The organism is Enterococcus sp. AZ071, assembly GCF_050499065.1.
Classification (GTDB): domain Bacteria; phylum Bacillota; class Bacilli; order Lactobacillales; family Enterococcaceae; genus Enterococcus_A; species Enterococcus_A ferrettii.
Window position 1 is genome coordinate 540974 of sequence record NZ_JBIPAS010000001.1, and the last position, 15439, is coordinate 556412.

Consider the following 15439-nt stretch of genomic DNA (forward strand, 5'->3'; position numbering starts at 1 on the left):
TAGCTAACTTAAATCTGGCAAAATCTAAATTAGTGAACCAACCATATTTCCGTTAGCTCAAGGAAAGAAAGCCCATGATTTTCTGGAGTCTGGAAAAAGCATGGGCAAGATCCTATTGGAACCGTAAGCTTAAAAAGGATAAAAACAAAAAAAGCAAAGTTCAAATTAGAGCTTTGCTTTTTTGTGGAATTTGGTCAAGGGAAGATTTTCCTGAATTTGTTCTATTCCTATCCAGCTATGAAAAAACATAGCGGGCGATTGCTTATTGTATTGGCTCATTAATCTCTGATATTTTCTTCTTTAATGATGCATAATACGATCTTGAAACCGGACATTTTTTTTCATCAATAAGAAAGAGCTCTCTCCTCTTTTTATCCAATCCTATGACGTTGTCCCAATTTACAATATATCCCTGATGTGTTCTTAAAAATGAATGATTCAATTGCTCAACTTCTTTTAAGGTAGAGGTAAACTCAATAGATTTGTTTTTTGAAACAAGTTTTATCTTATGTTTAGCCCCAGTGGTTTCAAAGTAATAAATATCATCTTTGAAAACTTCAAAATGATAGTATCTTCCAGAGAATGAAAGAATTTCTCTAGTATTCGAAGGGGAAATATTTTTCTGAATAAAATGAATAGTATCCTTTAATCTTGAACCAATCGTTTCATCTGTACCAGCCTTGTCTAAAAAATCAAGTGCTCCAGTATTAAATTCAAAAGCTTTTGCTGTCATTGAAGAATGCGAAGTAAAGAAAATAATATTGGGTCTATTGCCCAGTTCATTTATTCTCCTAGCGATTTTTAAACCAAAAAAAGAATCAGAACTATTTTCAATATCAAGTATGAATATGTCAGAACTTGATGCAGTTTTAGCTTTTAATAGAATCTCTTCACCATGAGATGTTCCGTAGATATTCTCTATCTTACAAGCTTCTCGTATATTATCAAGTATTGTAAGGAGTCTTTGTAAATCTGTTTTTGAGTCTTCAAGAATTAAAACGTCCATACTATTCTCCGTTCATAATTACTATTTTCTGAGTAAATAATTTTTCATCACTCATAGTTTCTAAAGTAACATGATGATACTTGGAAATAATATCTGCGACACTATACAGACCGATTCCGTAATGGGCGTGTTTGGTAGAATAATTCTTCTGAAAAATCTCATCCACTGAGACAGCATCATCTATTGTATTTTGTATTATAATTTCACAAGCCGAATCGACTTTTATGATTCCAACTTGAATTTGTGGGTTTTCTTGCGTGATTGTTTCTTCGAAAGCATTATCAAGCAGAATCGAAAGAATCCTAACAAGATCAATATAATCAATTCCAGTTTCTTTAAGAGAATCTGTTATATAAAAATCAAAAGGAATATTTTTAGATGATATCTGTATGAACTTCGATGCTAAAATTGACTTCAGTTCTGGCTCTAATATATCTAGTTTAAATAGGTTAATATTCGTTTTTGATAAGATTTCTTTAGTGGGGCTAATGGTTCTTTCAAAAACTGTTTTGATAGTTTGCATGTCGTTATTTTTTATGCCGTATTCTAACGTTGTTAAGATGTTGATATAATCGTGTCTAAATTCTCTCAAGGTCGATATAGTATTCTCTAATTCCTTAGTATATTGATGCAGTCCGTTAATTTCGGTTTGACGAATCAGACGCTCATTCTCAATTTCTCTTTTGGCGTTTATTGCTTTATATGAAGTATAAAAAAGGAGCAATGTAACTAAGGTAACAATGAATAAGAAAAGGGAAACCATGTTTGAATCTGTCAGATTACTCAAATATATTATTTTGTATAAAATCGCTAGGAGTAGCAATGCGCTAAATACAAAGGGTCTTATTAAAACAATTTTTTTAGATGTAAAAGGCGCCAAAAGCGTAGTATAAAGGTAGTTCAGTTCTATTTTAGGTGAAAGTTTGCATCCTATAAAAGTCGTGATCAAACAAGATAAACTTTCAAAAAAAAGTAGAATATTCTCTGAATAGGAAATCGAGAAAAGTAATGATATCGAGAAAAATAAAAAGTTAATCAATAATGCAAATAGTGAAAATGTTAAAAGGGAAACAACCATAGAAAAAAGACTAAACATTACAGAATGATTTTTAGTCTTTAAGGAAACAAAAATATAGATTGGTAAAACTGTATAGTATGCAATATTTAGAGGCAGAAAATAAGTGAGTAAACAAGCACCACTAAACACTAAAACTGAATGTGCGAAAACCAATTTGAAGCTTATAGTAAAATCGTTTATATAATAGAAGAAAACTAGTAAGCAAAGAGCTTGAAAATAGAATGAAGTAGAAAAAATCATTTATCTTTTTCTCGGATAAATTTTAGTGGATTCTTTGGTTCATAAGCAAACAGACTACAAATGCCTTCCTGTTTCTTAGGGTGTTTTTTTGCTACATGTTCAATTCGAGATCTTAGAGTCTGTTTAAGTTTTTGGTTCATGTCCCAATAACCTCCTGAAATTTTTTATATATAATAGAAGTAAAAGAAAACAAGCAATCATCATCCCCAAAAGATACTGATTTTTATATTCAGGAATTAGAATGCTTAGAAGGAATAGAAAAAAGTACCCTATCAAAGACTTTGCTTTGTATTGTTTTCGATCACTCTTACTAATAATTGGATTACTTGCTGTTGAACCTGGTGCAAGTAAAAGTATCAAAATTAGCGAAATGGCCCAAATATCATTTTCATATGCTGGAAAAATTTCTAGATAATTTGGTGCTATTGAAAAAAATAGAACGGAAACTAGGCTGCACAAAAAACTATTCTCAGAGTGCCATCCAAAGGAATTTTTTCTGATTGCTAAAAAAGAAAGATGGGTAATCAGAGTTAGTTTCCAATCAAAAAGAAATAACGCAGTAAGATACACGGTACAGGCTTTCATAAAATTAATAATATAGCATTCAATGCAATAGGCAAAATATAGATTATCTAGGCTTTCCTCAAGCTGTAATGATGAAAACATAAATTTATGGATTAGTGCATGAATCATTCTCTACCTCGTTGTTTTTGATAACTCTATTATATAGCAAATGGATTTTCATGAAAATCCCAAAAACATGTAGATTAGCTCAATTCACAGGCAAGTTAGCTCAGTTGGTTGCTTCACTTGACATAATGGATTGATTTAGGAAAAAAGGAGCAGTTAAAACAACCTCCTTGACGTTGACCATACTCCAGCAACTAGTATAAGCGTATGAGGAGGAGAGACGTTGAAAAAAATTTCAGATTTCGGAACCGTATTTTCTATCTTTTTTGTATTTGCTTTGATGATTATGAGTATCGCACTATTTCCAAACGATAACTCTAAAACAAGAAATGATCGAGACACCGACACAGTAGGAATAACAAGTCCCGATTGCTCCATAACCGAAAAAGAGAAGATGGATTAGTCCAACTTCTCTTTTTTGCTTAATTCGTTATAGGTATTCCTGTGTTTTTTGAATTTTAGTTGCGAAGTATTGAACCTGTTTTATCTTTTTTTCGATATCCAATCCAATCTTACGGATCAATTCTGAATAGAAATCAACTCTTTGCTTCACTGTATTTTCACCGTGATCATATAATTCTAAAAATTCTTGTGCTTCTTTGATACTCAAATCAGTCTCTAAAAGGCAAATAACCAAATTTAGTTTTTCTAAATCTTCTGCGCTATAAGTTCTTCTACCACTTTCGTCACGATTAGGAATAATCAAATCCATCTTTTCGTAAAACCTAAGAGTATCGGCGGAAATATTCATTTTTTGAGAGACTTGGCCAATTTTTAATTGAATATCGTTTGAGTTAACATCGCTTATTTTAGGAGATCCCAGCATAGATGCCTCCGTCAATGTTGATAGAAGTACCACTCATAAAGTTCGACTTTTCAGAGGCCAAAAATTCTGCGGCATTTGCAACATCCGAGGGTAAAGTTATGCGATTAAATCCGCTAATTGCACGCATTTCTTTATCGATTGTTTCTTTGGTTTTTCCGGGATATCGTACTTCTAGTCCTTGTAAGGTCTTAGACCAAAGTTCTGTATCTACTGCTCCTGGGTTAATAGCATTTACATTGATTCCAATTTGTGAAAGATCGTCTGCGATTGCTTTTGTGAACGATAGGAGCGCTGCATTTGTCATACTTCCAATAATGAAATCGGCAGAGGGCTGCTTACCAAATGTTCCGATAACATTGATAATTTTTCCATGTTCACTTTTTTTGATTAATTCTAAAAATTCTCGACACATTCGCACATAACCTATTTGCTTTAGCATTATATTGCTTATCCATTGTTCGTCGCTTATATCTGTAAAGTCTCCAACAGGACCACCGCCAGCAGTATTAATTAAAACATCAATCTTTCCAATAGCTTTTTCAATGTCACGAACTACAGATCTTATGCTCACTGTGTCTGTCACGTCACAAATAAAGTAATCAATAGCAGGGTTTCTTTGTTTTAATTCTGCCAATTTAGATTTATTGATATCGAGTAGAATTACATGGTCATTCAATTCTAGGAATCGCCTTGCAACCTCACTTCCAATACCGCCAGCTCCGCCACTTATTACCACAGTTCTCATATTTTTCATCCTCCTTTACAAAACTAGTTCAAAAAGTTTATTCATATCAGGATTTTTTCTTGCCATCATTTCAGGATGCCATTGAACACCAAATATCCTCTTATCCTGAAGTTTAGATTCAAATGCTTCAATGACACAATCTTCACTGATTGCTGATGGCTTAAGTTTTTCAGCTAATAAATCTATGCCTTGATGATGGATTGAATTAACTTCACAGCTTTCACCAAGATACTGATAAAAAATTGATTTTGGGTCAATTTGAATTCTATGGGTAGGTATAGCGTTGTTGATATCTTCAGGTTGCTCATGAGTGACAGAAGCGCCATATAAAGATAAGTCTTGATAAAGGGTTCCCCCAAGTGCCACATTAATTAACTGGCTCCCTCGGCAAATTCCTAAAATTGCTTTGTCATTTGAAATGGCTTTTTTTATCAATTCGATTTCGAATAAATCTCTATCTATCTGTGGTGTTCTAGTAACGTTCGCAATTTCTTGTCCATACAGATATGGCGTTACATCTTGTCCTCCAGAAAAGATGAAGCTATCGAATGAATCAATGTAGTCATCAATATTTTCGGTGGTTCCATAAGGAATGATGAAAGGGGTAGCTCCACATTTTCTTACGGAGTTTACATAGCCTTCCATAACATAGAAGTGATTCTCATTTCTAAAGAGATTTATTTTGTTTGAAAAATAATTAGAGGTGATACCTATTCTTTTTTTCACTGTTCGGTTACCTCCTAAAGACTTAAACTGTTGAAATATGATGTAGAACTTTTTTTACATCTGCAAAAACTTTGGCAATATTTTCTTGGATATAGATACTATTAGAATCGTTGATTTGCGGTAGTTCTAGATTCACAATCACTTTGGGAATGCTTTCAGGAAAACTTCTCCAAGAGTTCTTAGTTCCTGCAATAATCAGTAGGTCAGCCTCGCTGATTATTTTTGAACCATTGCGAATATTATCTGGGTAAGTACCAAGATTTCTTAGAACAAAATCAGGTAAAATTAAGTGTCCACATACGTCACACATTGGAATATTATTCTCTTGAGCAATATCCCAATCAAAAGATTTATTGCAATGGGAACAGTGATTCAATCTCATGTTTCCCCAGTACTCATGAACTTTCTTGTTACCAGCTTTTTGGTGTAGACAGTCGATATTCATTGTGGCAATACCTAGCAACTTTTCCTGTTTTTCTAGATCAGCAAGAAAAAGGTGACAAGCATTTGGTTCAGCATCTGGGTGAAAAAATGTCTTTCTATACAGTCGGTAAAATAGTTCTGGATTTTTTTTAGCAAATGTCGAGTTTAACATCCTGAAAATTCCACCATTGAAACCTTTCTCCTCTCCCAAAACAAGTGACATTCTTGCTAAATCAGGGATACCGCTATCTGTTGAAATTCCAGCTCCTGTAAAAGCAGTAATTTTTGTGCTATTGCGAACTAACTGTGCAAATGTTTCGATTTTTTCATAATAGTGAATGATGGTAACCTCCTAAATAGATTAGGCTTCTTTTCTTCGGCTGAAAACTTCTTTTGCCACGAATATTGCATTTAGCACGCGTGGAAATCCAACATAAGGGCTGCATTGAATAAAAGTTTCAACAATTTCCTGTTCTGTAACACCAACATTCAATGCGGCATTAATATGAACGTCTAATTGTTTCTCTGTTCCGCCAAGTGTTAGTAGCGAGGTGATAGTGATAATTTCTCGCTGCTTCCAGTCTAGTACGTCTCTTCGGTAAATATCTGCAAAAGTAAATTCTAAAATGAACTTACCTAAATCTGGCGCGATGTCTTGTAATGATTCGATTACCTTTTTCCCATCTTCGCCATCAATATCTAGTAGAATATCAAACCCGATTTGCTCTCTTGTTTTGCTTTCAGAAATCCCCATCTATACCATCCTTTTGAAATTAGAGTATTTTTTGTATTTGTTTCGCGTAATAAATCAATGATTTTGCATGTTTAGTATTCAAAAAATGAATATCTAAATTCCCATCAAATCTTACTCGATCTAAGGCATCACAATCATCAAAAATCTGTGTCAGTCTATTAAAACTATTGTTCTTTGAGAGAGAATGACTTTTTTGATAACTCTCTTTTTGATGCTGATCCAACGAATGAACGCTGATGATATGTCGCAACAACTTAATATCTTTCAAACTGAGGGGAGAGGAGAGCTCCAAAGCATTGTAAAGAATAAGGTTTAGCTTTGCTGTGATTCCAAGATAATCATCTTCCTTGGAGTCAAGAGCTTTTGCAAGTCTTGAATAGCTCTTCTCGCCATGAAATTGATCATCTAAGTTTTGCCACGTTCTCCCCACATCATGAAACAAACCAGCGATAACTAATATCAAAGTTAGGTTAAGCGGCAAGCGATCCATTGTCGCAACTACTTTGCATAACCACGCAACTCTAATTCCGTGAGAATTTCCATGTCCAATAACTGAATCTCTGTACAATCCCAAGTTATCCATTTCGTTGAGATAATCAATCAAGGAAGAAAAAGAATCATCCTCAAAATCCAATCCCGTGAGTTGTTTAACATCATTAATCTTGTATTGAGGAAATGCTAAAACTTGATGATCGTCTTCACGTTCAAATAGAGTATCACCATTCCCATGAACAAGTTCGCTTAATATCTGATATTGATTTGTTGTCCAATCGTCTTGGTTAGGTAAATAGTTGCTTACACTGTAATAAGTTGTCATTCTTTATCTCCACTTGAATCCAGAACTTGATTTTGATTTCTCTTTGATTGTCCAGCGTAAGGCAAAAGTGTGTCGGATAATTCAAATTTGAATGTTTCCCGATTTACGTGCCCAACAGATAAGTCGCTATCATAAAGACTCAGAAGAAACTGTGCCATTTGTTGACTCGTATGATAAATACCAAAGGCTTGATCATAGTCATAAGTATCAAGATCATTTGCCTTTTGCCCAAATTCTGTTTTTGTTGCAGCTGGTGCTAACACTTTAGCTCTCATTTCAGATTTAGATTGAATCAATTCATGAGCCAATCCTTCTGTAAATGCACTAACATAAAACTTTGTTGCACAATAGACTACTGCAGTTGGCACGATTGTGTAGCCACCTGCCGATGATATGTTTATTAACTGTGTGCCTGCTACGTACCGATATTTTTTTACAAACAAGGTGGAAAGTAACGTTAATGCTTCAACATTCAACTGGACGATCTCTTCAACTTTTGCAAGGTCATTGTTTTCTAAATCTCCATACATTCCAAAGCCAGCATTATTAATCCAAGTTTCAAGTTCATACGGTTCCAAGTCATCAAAAAGTTGAAGTACATTTTCTCTAACAGAAAGATCATTTGGAAAAATAAGCACATCCACATTTTCGTTGAGAGTAAGAATTTCTTTCTTAAGCTGAGTCAGATTGTTCTTACGTCGAGCGACAAGAATCAGATTTTTGTCTCTTGCAGCGAAAGCTTTGGCTGTCTCGTAACCAATCCCAGAGCTGGCTCCAGTTACAACAGTATATTTTCTATTTGTCATTGTTATCACCTCCTTAAGGTATGACTATGAATTTACATGCTGGACTATACTCAATGTCAAGCTCCTAAATTAAATCATTGAAAAAAAGGTAGAAGAAATCATCAAACGATTTCTTCTACCTTTTAATTTTGAAAGGGAGGTTAAACACAGACCTCGGAAGGTTTTTCCTTTTGTTCTTTGAGCATTTGCTTGTAAATACCTATTTTATTTTGAAGAAATTCTATATTATCCTCAATCTCCTTCTTTTGTTCATCCAATTTTTCTGATTGGTCGTAAAGTAAATCTAATCTTTGCTGAATAGTTTGGTCACCTTCATAACGTAGTTGGGCATATAATCTTATGTCCCTCAATGTCATTCCAGTTAGTTTCAACTTTTTGATAAATTCAATCCACGCAATGTCACGTTCAGTAAAAATTCGTCGGTTATTGTGATCTCGTTCAGGAATAATCAGACCTTGTTTTTCATAATACCTTAGTGTGTCAATTGAAAATCCGGATAAAACAGAAAACTTGCCTATATTGTAAACCATTAAAATTCCTCCTTGACATTGAGTATAGTCCAGCATTTATCATAATTTACCATAACAGGAAACAAGCGTCAAACACAATCTTTTCAGAGAAGAACTATACTTTTCCTGCTCTGTATCCTTGTGCTAATGCTGTTTCGAATCGAATTAAAAAAAATATCATAATGGTACACGCCTTTTAAATAACAAAAAAATATATAAAGTCGTTTTTGTGCACTTGGATTTTGATACTCATTTTTCCTCACTGTTATATAAATCAACATAGAAGAAATTCAAAAAAACTTCTTATTGTATTCGATAAAAAATGTTTTTCAAAAAATTCAACAAGTTACAAAAATATCCGGTTGTTACATTGTCAAAAACAATTCGAGGAGTCTTTTGTTAAATAACTTCGCATATGTTTGATTACTAAAAGGTATTTTCACTAATATCAAAATTTTTTTGGAGGAGATTACTTGGAAAAAGATACAAAAGTTTTACACGGTTATGAAATGAAGGACAAAATGACGGGAGCGTCATCAATACCGAAGTATCAGGTATCGACATTTCATCAAGAAAAAATACTCGCAAATCAGGAATTTGTCTATTCTCGTTTTGGTAATCCAACTATTTCATCAGTGGAGAAAGCAGTTGCAAGTTTAGAAGACGGGAGATACGGTATTGCCTTTTCATCGGGGGTAGCAGCAATCAGTAGTGTCTTGTTATTGCTCTCATCGGGAGACCACATCATTATGTGTAATGACATTTATGGAGGAACTTATGCCATTGTGAAAGATATTTTGGAGAAGTTCTCAATAGAGGTTTCTTTTGTCGATGAAGAGGATAGTACCGCATGGGAAAAAGAAATCAGAAAAAACACCAAGATGATTTACATCGAAACACCTTCAAATCCATTGCTGAAAATCACTGATATTAAGAAGGTTAGTGAAATCGCTAAGCAAAACAATCTAATTTCAATTTGTGACAACACTTTTATGACTCCGTATTTTCAGAATCCCCTTAATTTGGGGATAGATGTTGTTATTCATAGTGCAACGAAATTTTTGAATGGGCACAGTGATGTAGTAGCCGGATTAGTAGTGACAAACAATCAGCAGCTTCAAACAAGAATTAAATCTCAACAAATCAATTTGGGTGGCATTCTTAGCGTGGAAGATGGGTGGTTATTGATGCGTGGCTTAAAAACACTCGCTATCAGAATGGAAAAATCAGAAGAAAATGCCAAGAAGATCGCTGAATATTTAATAACCCATCCTAAAATCTCTAGGGTCTACCATCCATCCTTGAATTCGCATGTAGGTCGAGAAATTCAATTAAATCAAGCCAGTGGGTTCGGTAGTGTTTTATCCTTTGAGCTGAAAAATCAAGAGCAAGTTTTACAACTGTTTAGTGCAATCAACTATCCACTTGTTGCGGTAAGTCTAGGTGGAGTAGAGTCCATACTTTCTTATCCTTGGTCAATGTCTCATGGCGGAATGCCTTCATCAGAGAAGATGAGTCGTGGTATTTCAAAAGGGTTAATTCGGTTCTCTGTAGGAATCGAGAATGTTCAAGATTTGATTCAAGACCTTGATCAAGCTTTAAAAACAATTCAATAAGAAAGGGAAGAACGATGGTAAAAAATTATATTGAATCTATTTAAAAGAGTTATTAACTTTGCATCTGAAACCAATGAAAACATCATCTCCGATAAAAGAGTTGTTGATGGTTGTACCTGTTCTAATCCAAATAAAGTTTCCTAAACTTGAATTGTCAATACGTACATTTTTGTCCAAGAGAATCTGTTTACTCAACTTCGTATCCATGTATTGTCACCTCGTTTCTATATTTCTAAAGTAATAGAAGTATCAAAATTATTCCATTATACGATATTGAACAGTATCGTTAGAAAAAAACGAATGAACAAATATTGTTTATTCTTGCCAAACGAACCATTTAGTACTATGATAGTTTCATGAATATAAAACAATCGCAACAGCAAGAAGATGAAATCAGAGTGAAAATCTTAAAAGCTTTAGCTGAACCTGCTAGATTAGAGATCATCAGGTTACTAAAAAATAGTGACAAAGAAGTTGGTTGTGGAGAGGTTGGTGAAAATATTAAACTAAGTAAATCAACTGTTTCTTATCACTTTAAAGCTCTTAGAGAGGCCGGATTAACATCAACTAGAAAAGAATCTAGAGAAAAATTCGTCACCTTAAATAAAGATACCTTTGATAAATATCTTCCGGGATTCCTAGATTCTTTATAGAATCTGGGTTTCTTTCTATACGATATATTCATAATTGTAGAACAATCGAATTGTTATCATCTAAATTTCGATAGTTCCACAACAATAAAACAAATTTATGTTAGGAGTTGCTTTTTATGAAAAAATATTCAATCATTTTTTTTCTTGTCATGTTTCTTATTGGAACAGATACTTTCTTAGTATCACCGCTTTTACCAACGCTTTCAGAACTATATGGAATTTCTTCAAGTATTTCTGGATGGATGGTAAGTGCATATGCTTTAGGATATGCACTGTTTGCTTTGATAAGTGGGCCATTCTCAGATGGAAGAGATCGAAAGAAAGTAATGATTTTTGGATTTATCGGATTTGCATTAGCTACTTTTTTATGTGGATTCGCAACAAGTTTTCAACTAATGATATTATTTAGATTTTTAGCTGGTGTTAGTGCTTCTTTTGTAACCCCACAAGTTTGGGCATCAATACCTGTTATTGCTCCAAAAGAAAAAATTGTGAAAATGATGGGTATGGCTAGTGCTGGGCTTGCAGTTTCTCAATTAATTGGAGTGCCTATCGGTAGTTATCTAGCTGTGATATCTTGGAGAGCACCATTTTTTGCTATTTCAATTGTTTCACTAGTTATGGTACTTGTGGTGAGTATACTTTTGCCTTCTCTAAATATTCAGAGTCAAATTGATCATAATGCCACAATTGGAAAAATATATGGGGCATTGCTAAAAAACAGATTGGCATTAAAATACTTATTTGCTTATTTAGTATTCCAAACAGGAAATTTTTGTATGATGACATTCATCGGTTCTTGGCTGACCAGAGACTTTTATTTGAGTGTATCTGGAGTTGGTACAGCAATGATAGCAATAGGAGCAGGTAATTTATTCGGTACATTGTTTGGTAACAAACTTATAGCTAAATGGGGGCTTTCAAAGTCACTGTTGATTGGAATAATATTACTTTGCGTATTATACTTTGCTACTCCGTTTTCAAGCTCGTTATATGTAGCAGAAGTATTGCTTACTCTGGCTTTTATAGCTAATGGATTTATCTTCCCAATTTTTATGACTACTTTACAAAGTACTACAACTACCGCAAGGAGTACCGTGTCGTCATTGTCTAATGCAGCCATGTATACCGGTACTACAATTGGTGGAATTGTTGGTGGAATTCTGTTCACAAGGTTCACCGGTTTTTTTGGGATAGCTTTTTTCACTATTCTTACTTATTTAATCGTATTAATAATTTACAAATCAAGTGGAATATTTAATCAAAAAGAAAAAGATATTAAAGAAAGAGGAACAAACTAGAATGAATCAAGTAACTGATACAATGCTAAATCACGTAACGCATAGAATATTTGATAAAAATTTTGAGATTGATGATAGAACAATACAGACAATTATTGATTGTTTGAAAAAAGCTCCAACACATATTAACGGTCAATTTTATAGTGTAATAGTAGTAAGAGATTTAAAAAAAAGGAAAAGACTTGTTGAACTTAATCCATTAAATGGACATATACTGAAGTCATCTGTATTTTTACTCTTTATTGCGGATTTTAACCGGTCTAGAATTATTATGGAATCCAATGATACCCAACATGATTTTGGAAAAAATATTGACAACTTGTTTGTGGCAGGAATTGATGCAGGATTAGCTGCGATGAATGCCGTAAATACCATTGAAAGCTTAGAACTTGGCTGCGTAATTGTTGGTGGAGTAAGGTATCATGCAAAAGAAACAATTCAACTTTTTAACTTGCCTAAATTTACCTATCCACTATTCGGATTATCAATTGGTAAGCCTCTGGATAACCCAACTAAAAGTCCAAGACTACCTAAAGCGTTAAATGTGTTTGAAGAAAATTATAATACTATTCCATCTGATTTTTTTAATGATTACGATCAATTATTAATCGATAGTAGGGTGACTCAAGGGTCAATTTGGAGTGAGTCTATTTTCAATTATTTTGAGAATGATACACTTAAAACTGTTACTAAAGAAAACTTAGAAGCACAAGGTTTGTTGAGCTGATTAAAAGGAATGAAGTTTGATATAGCAGGAATCTGACTTTATTGTCTATATATTAAGAAAAGTGATGATTCTATGAATTGTCACTTTTTTTTTGCATTTGGTTTCATTTTTTTGTTCCAAAGGATGCTTACTTATAAACGGCAATAAAGAGGAGTGAATCTTTTTGGAAATTGAGGAAGAAAAAAGACTAATTTATGGATTAATGAAGCAACTAATCGAAGAGAGAAGAGAAATTAGCAAAGCTTACTTTGATTTAAAGGAGCAACTAAATTCTCTTAATGAGCAAGGATCAACGATTTTAAATGCTCAAAAAGATTTGAAGCATGACTTGGTAGAAAAAACCAAAGAACAGCGTTCTGAAGTCAGAAAACATTATGAGTCATTAATACCTATTACAAGAAAACGGAAAAGCTATCCTTTCGAGAGAGTAGCCGGTTATGTAATTGAAATGTTGAGAAAAGAAGGGATTCCTCTTAGCAGTAAAGTAATTCATGAGAAACTGCAAAGTGATTATGAAGTCTATGTAGGTTACGCAAACTTAACAAATAATATTTTAAGGAAAATGATTGATCTTGATAAGTATTCTATCGAAAAAGCAACAAGAGGTTTCTATCAGTATCGAAGAAGAGGTATTGAATAATATGCAAAATGAGAAGAAAATCACCTATGAATTTATAAGTTATATCAATCAAGCAATGATTCATGAAAAGATAAAATACATTCAAAAATCGGATAAAAAAAGACATGCTAGGAATGGTATTAAAGTCATTAATGATGAAACTTTAATTCAAGACCTTGTTTACTCAGATGAAGATGCAAAGGATATTTCACCAGTTTACAATACCGATGCTTTAGAGGAAAAGTATGATTATGAGAATCTTGAAGACTATATTTCAGATGAAGATTTAGCGGCTGCCATCAAAAAATTGACAAGTAAAGAAAAATTGATTCTATTTATGAAATATGTCGAAGGGAAAAAGGATACAGAAATTTCAAAAGAATTCGGAATATCAAGCCAAGCAGTATCAAAAAGGAAACTTGGGATTTTAAAAAAACTCAAACTACAGGTCAGAAAAGAATAGCTGAAATCGGCATTAATATAAGAGCTCCTCCAAGTTAGCAAAAAAAACTAACATTGGAGGAGATGAAATGGATAATTTTACAAGTTTAGTTCCTCTCATCCTTCGTGCACAAGAAGGAGATGAGGAGTCAATGTCTGAATTGATTGCCACATTTGATAATCTACTAAAAAAATTGTCACGTAACGATAATGGATCTATTGATGAAGATTGTTATCAAACTTTGGCAGAAAGATTTATCAAAGCAGTAAAAAAATTCGATGCAAATTAATTTTCATTAATGAGCAAGTGCTTCTTGAAAGGTACAATCAACAGTTGTACCTTTCAAGGTTATAAATTGTAAAATATCCATTTCATGCGAATAAAACAGAACAGAATTGAAATTCGATTATGTCCATAAGTTGTGGAGCAAAATACAAACAATCGTAGAATGATTCTGTTCACAAATTTTATGATAGGGAAGACAATAAAAAAACAGTATTGGCAAACTATCACCAATACTGTTGCTTAGCCTTCAATAACAGAACACACTAAATAAGCATGTACCTTTACCTATTTTCACAAATTATGGAAATTCAAGAAAAAAGCTAGAAATTTCCCGTGAAATTGAGTAAAATGTTTATTGTCAATGATTCACATTGACTAAGGGCAACTTGATTGGTCAGTGATGTGACTTAATCAGGGCTTGGATGATTAGTTGGCGCTAATCTTCCAAGTGCCTTTTTATTTTCTTCTCTATCATATGATTACTATTTTAAATAAAATATCAATGATAGTCAAATAGATTTTCGTAAAACGACGGTAAATTGATAACGTTTTATGGAAAATTTGAACCCTTTAAATTTATGAAGGAATCTCCTTGACATGGAGTACAGTTCAGCATTTATACTCAAAGTTATACCTCAAAATAGTTATCAAATAGAATTTTTGGTATAGGAGGACTAACTATGGAACATGAAGAATTGTCACACTTAGAAAAAGAACGATGCAAACTTGAGATAAAAATTAAAAAGGAGTATTTTGGCTCTTTTGTCACAAACATTTTGAATGAGGAGCAGTTAAGAAAATTGGAAAAATGGGATTCAGAAAGTATTGTTTTAGATATCAATGGTGATAATTAATGTACCATTGAAGAAACGAGCATATCAAAGTGAATTGCTTTTTATTTTGAATAAAAGCGGAAAGACTAAACCATTATTCTTAGTAATCTAGACGACTAGCAACACAAAAAAGGAAAATCATCAATCATATACTTTTTTTCGTCAAGTAACTAGAAGTTGTTTGGCTTTTTTTATGACTAAATGACGGTTGCTTAGAGAAATAATCCATGCTCAACGAAAAGTTGATTGCAAAAAAATAAGTATAATTTTCTTTCTATTTCTAGAAGGTTGGTTTCTATTGGGCATTGTTCATATTGTAACGAGCTTTAACAATCATTTTGGA

22 protein-coding genes are annotated in these 15439 nt (G+C 33.2%); 10 read left to right on the forward strand and 12 right to left on the reverse strand.

What is annotated here, in order from left to right; genetic code table 11:
* The first annotated feature begins 74 nt into the window (after positions 1-74).
* On the forward strand, positions 75-251 hold the full coding sequence (locus IGI49_RS02615) for a hypothetical protein (protein WP_429963233.1): 177 nt from the start codon (positions 75-77) through the stop codon (positions 249-251).
* A gap of 11 nt (positions 252-262) precedes the next feature.
* On the opposite strand, the gene IGI49_RS02620 is transcribed toward IGI49_RS02615, so the two are convergent.
* The 4 genes from IGI49_RS02620 to IGI49_RS02635 all read right to left on the reverse strand — a co-directional run bounded on the left by IGI49_RS02620 (position 263) and on the right by IGI49_RS02635 (position 3017).
* Positions 263-1006, reverse strand: coding sequence for a LytR/AlgR family response regulator transcription factor (locus tag IGI49_RS02620; RefSeq protein ID WP_429963234.1), 744 nt, complete (start codon positions 1004-1006; stop codon positions 263-265).
* A 1-nt stretch (position 1007) separates the two neighbouring features.
* A complete protein-coding gene (locus IGI49_RS02625; protein ID WP_429963235.1) occupies positions 1008-1955 on the reverse strand; it encodes a sensor histidine kinase in 948 nt (315 codons plus the stop codon).
* Between the two features lie 365 nt (positions 1956-2320).
* Entirely contained in the window at positions 2321-2464 is a 144-nt protein-coding gene (locus tag IGI49_RS02630) for a hypothetical protein (protein WP_429963236.1), read from the reverse strand.
* Positions 2448-3017 (reverse strand): accessory gene regulator B family protein, encoded by a 570-nt coding sequence (locus IGI49_RS02635; protein ID WP_429963237.1) that lies wholly within the window; start codon positions 3015-3017, stop codon positions 2448-2450. The genes IGI49_RS02630 and IGI49_RS02635 overlap by 17 nt, the downstream gene beginning before the upstream one ends.
* 220 nt (positions 3018-3237) lie before the next feature.
* Between IGI49_RS02635 and IGI49_RS02640 the strand changes: the two genes are divergently transcribed.
* Positions 3238-3417: a hypothetical protein gene (locus tag IGI49_RS02640; RefSeq protein WP_429963238.1), complete on the forward strand. Its 180-nt coding sequence runs from the start codon at positions 3238-3240 to the stop codon at positions 3415-3417.
* A 27-nt stretch (positions 3418-3444) separates the two neighbouring features.
* Here IGI49_RS02640 and IGI49_RS02645 read toward each other — a convergent pair whose 3' ends face one another.
* The 8 genes from IGI49_RS02645 to IGI49_RS02680 all read right to left on the reverse strand — a co-directional run bounded on the left by IGI49_RS02645 (position 3445) and on the right by IGI49_RS02680 (position 8641).
* The gene (locus tag IGI49_RS02645) at positions 3445-3840 is read right to left on the reverse strand and encodes a MerR family transcriptional regulator (protein WP_429963239.1); all 396 of its coding nucleotides are present in this window, start codon (positions 3838-3840) and stop codon (positions 3445-3447) included.
* The gene (locus tag IGI49_RS02650) at positions 3824-4585 is read right to left on the reverse strand and encodes an SDR family NAD(P)-dependent oxidoreductase (protein ID WP_429963240.1); all 762 of its coding nucleotides are present in this window, start codon (positions 4583-4585) and stop codon (positions 3824-3826) included. The genes IGI49_RS02645 and IGI49_RS02650 overlap by 17 nt, the downstream gene beginning before the upstream one ends.
* Before the next feature lie 15 nt (positions 4586-4600).
* Positions 4601-5311, reverse strand: a complete 711-nt coding sequence (locus IGI49_RS02655; protein WP_429963241.1) for a gamma-glutamyl-gamma-aminobutyrate hydrolase family protein — start codon at positions 5309-5311, stop codon at positions 4601-4603.
* Positions 5312-5333: 22 nt separating this feature from the next.
* Positions 5334-6077, reverse strand: coding sequence for an SIR2 family NAD-dependent protein deacylase (locus IGI49_RS02660; RefSeq protein WP_429964957.1), 744 nt, complete (start codon positions 6075-6077; stop codon positions 5334-5336).
* Positions 6078-6095: 18 nt separating this feature from the next.
* Positions 6096-6488, reverse strand: coding sequence for a carboxymuconolactone decarboxylase family protein (locus IGI49_RS02665; protein WP_429963242.1), 393 nt, complete (start codon positions 6486-6488; stop codon positions 6096-6098).
* A 19-nt stretch (positions 6489-6507) separates the two neighbouring features.
* Positions 6508-7305 (reverse strand): hypothetical protein, encoded by a 798-nt coding sequence (locus IGI49_RS02670; RefSeq protein ID WP_429963243.1) that lies wholly within the window; start codon positions 7303-7305, stop codon positions 6508-6510.
* The gene (locus IGI49_RS02675; protein WP_429963244.1) at positions 7302-8111 is read right to left on the reverse strand and encodes an SDR family NAD(P)-dependent oxidoreductase; all 810 of its coding nucleotides are present in this window, start codon (positions 8109-8111) and stop codon (positions 7302-7304) included. The genes IGI49_RS02670 and IGI49_RS02675 overlap by 4 nt, the downstream gene beginning before the upstream one ends.
* Before the next feature lie 140 nt (positions 8112-8251).
* A complete protein-coding gene (locus IGI49_RS02680; protein ID WP_429963245.1) occupies positions 8252-8641 on the reverse strand; it encodes a MerR family transcriptional regulator in 390 nt (129 codons plus the stop codon).
* 452 nt (positions 8642-9093) lie between these two features.
* On the opposite strand from IGI49_RS02680, the gene IGI49_RS02685 reads away from it, so the two are divergent.
* The 8 genes from IGI49_RS02685 to IGI49_RS02720 all read left to right on the forward strand — a co-directional run bounded on the left by IGI49_RS02685 (position 9094) and on the right by IGI49_RS02720 (position 15117).
* Positions 9094-10236, forward strand: a complete 1143-nt coding sequence (locus IGI49_RS02685) for a trans-sulfuration enzyme family protein (RefSeq protein ID WP_429963246.1) — start codon at positions 9094-9096, stop codon at positions 10234-10236.
* 356 nt (positions 10237-10592) lie between these two features.
* Positions 10593-10889: an ArsR/SmtB family transcription factor gene (locus IGI49_RS02690; protein ID WP_429963247.1), complete on the forward strand. Its 297-nt coding sequence runs from the start codon at positions 10593-10595 to the stop codon at positions 10887-10889.
* A gap of 116 nt (positions 10890-11005) precedes the next feature.
* Entirely contained in the window at positions 11006-12190 is a 1185-nt protein-coding gene (locus IGI49_RS02695) for an MFS transporter (protein ID WP_429963248.1), read from the forward strand.
* A 1-nt stretch (position 12191) separates the two neighbouring features.
* The gene (locus tag IGI49_RS02700) at positions 12192-12917 is read left to right on the forward strand and encodes a nitroreductase family protein (protein ID WP_429963249.1); all 726 of its coding nucleotides are present in this window, start codon (positions 12192-12194) and stop codon (positions 12915-12917) included.
* Positions 12918-13080: 163 nt separating this feature from the next.
* On the forward strand, positions 13081-13557 hold the full coding sequence (locus tag IGI49_RS02705; RefSeq protein ID WP_429963250.1) for a hypothetical protein: 477 nt from the start codon (positions 13081-13083) through the stop codon (positions 13555-13557).
* A gap of 1 nt (position 13558) precedes the next feature.
* The gene (locus IGI49_RS02710) at positions 13559-13999 is read left to right on the forward strand and encodes a sigma-70 family RNA polymerase sigma factor (RefSeq protein ID WP_429963251.1); all 441 of its coding nucleotides are present in this window, start codon (positions 13559-13561) and stop codon (positions 13997-13999) included.
* Between the two features lie 67 nt (positions 14000-14066).
* The gene (locus IGI49_RS02715; protein ID WP_429963252.1) at positions 14067-14267 is read left to right on the forward strand and encodes a helix-turn-helix domain-containing protein; all 201 of its coding nucleotides are present in this window, start codon (positions 14067-14069) and stop codon (positions 14265-14267) included.
* Between the two features lie 676 nt (positions 14268-14943).
* A complete protein-coding gene (locus tag IGI49_RS02720) occupies positions 14944-15117 on the forward strand; it encodes a hypothetical protein (RefSeq protein WP_429963253.1) in 174 nt (57 codons plus the stop codon).
* Positions 15118-15439: the final 322 nt, after the last annotated feature.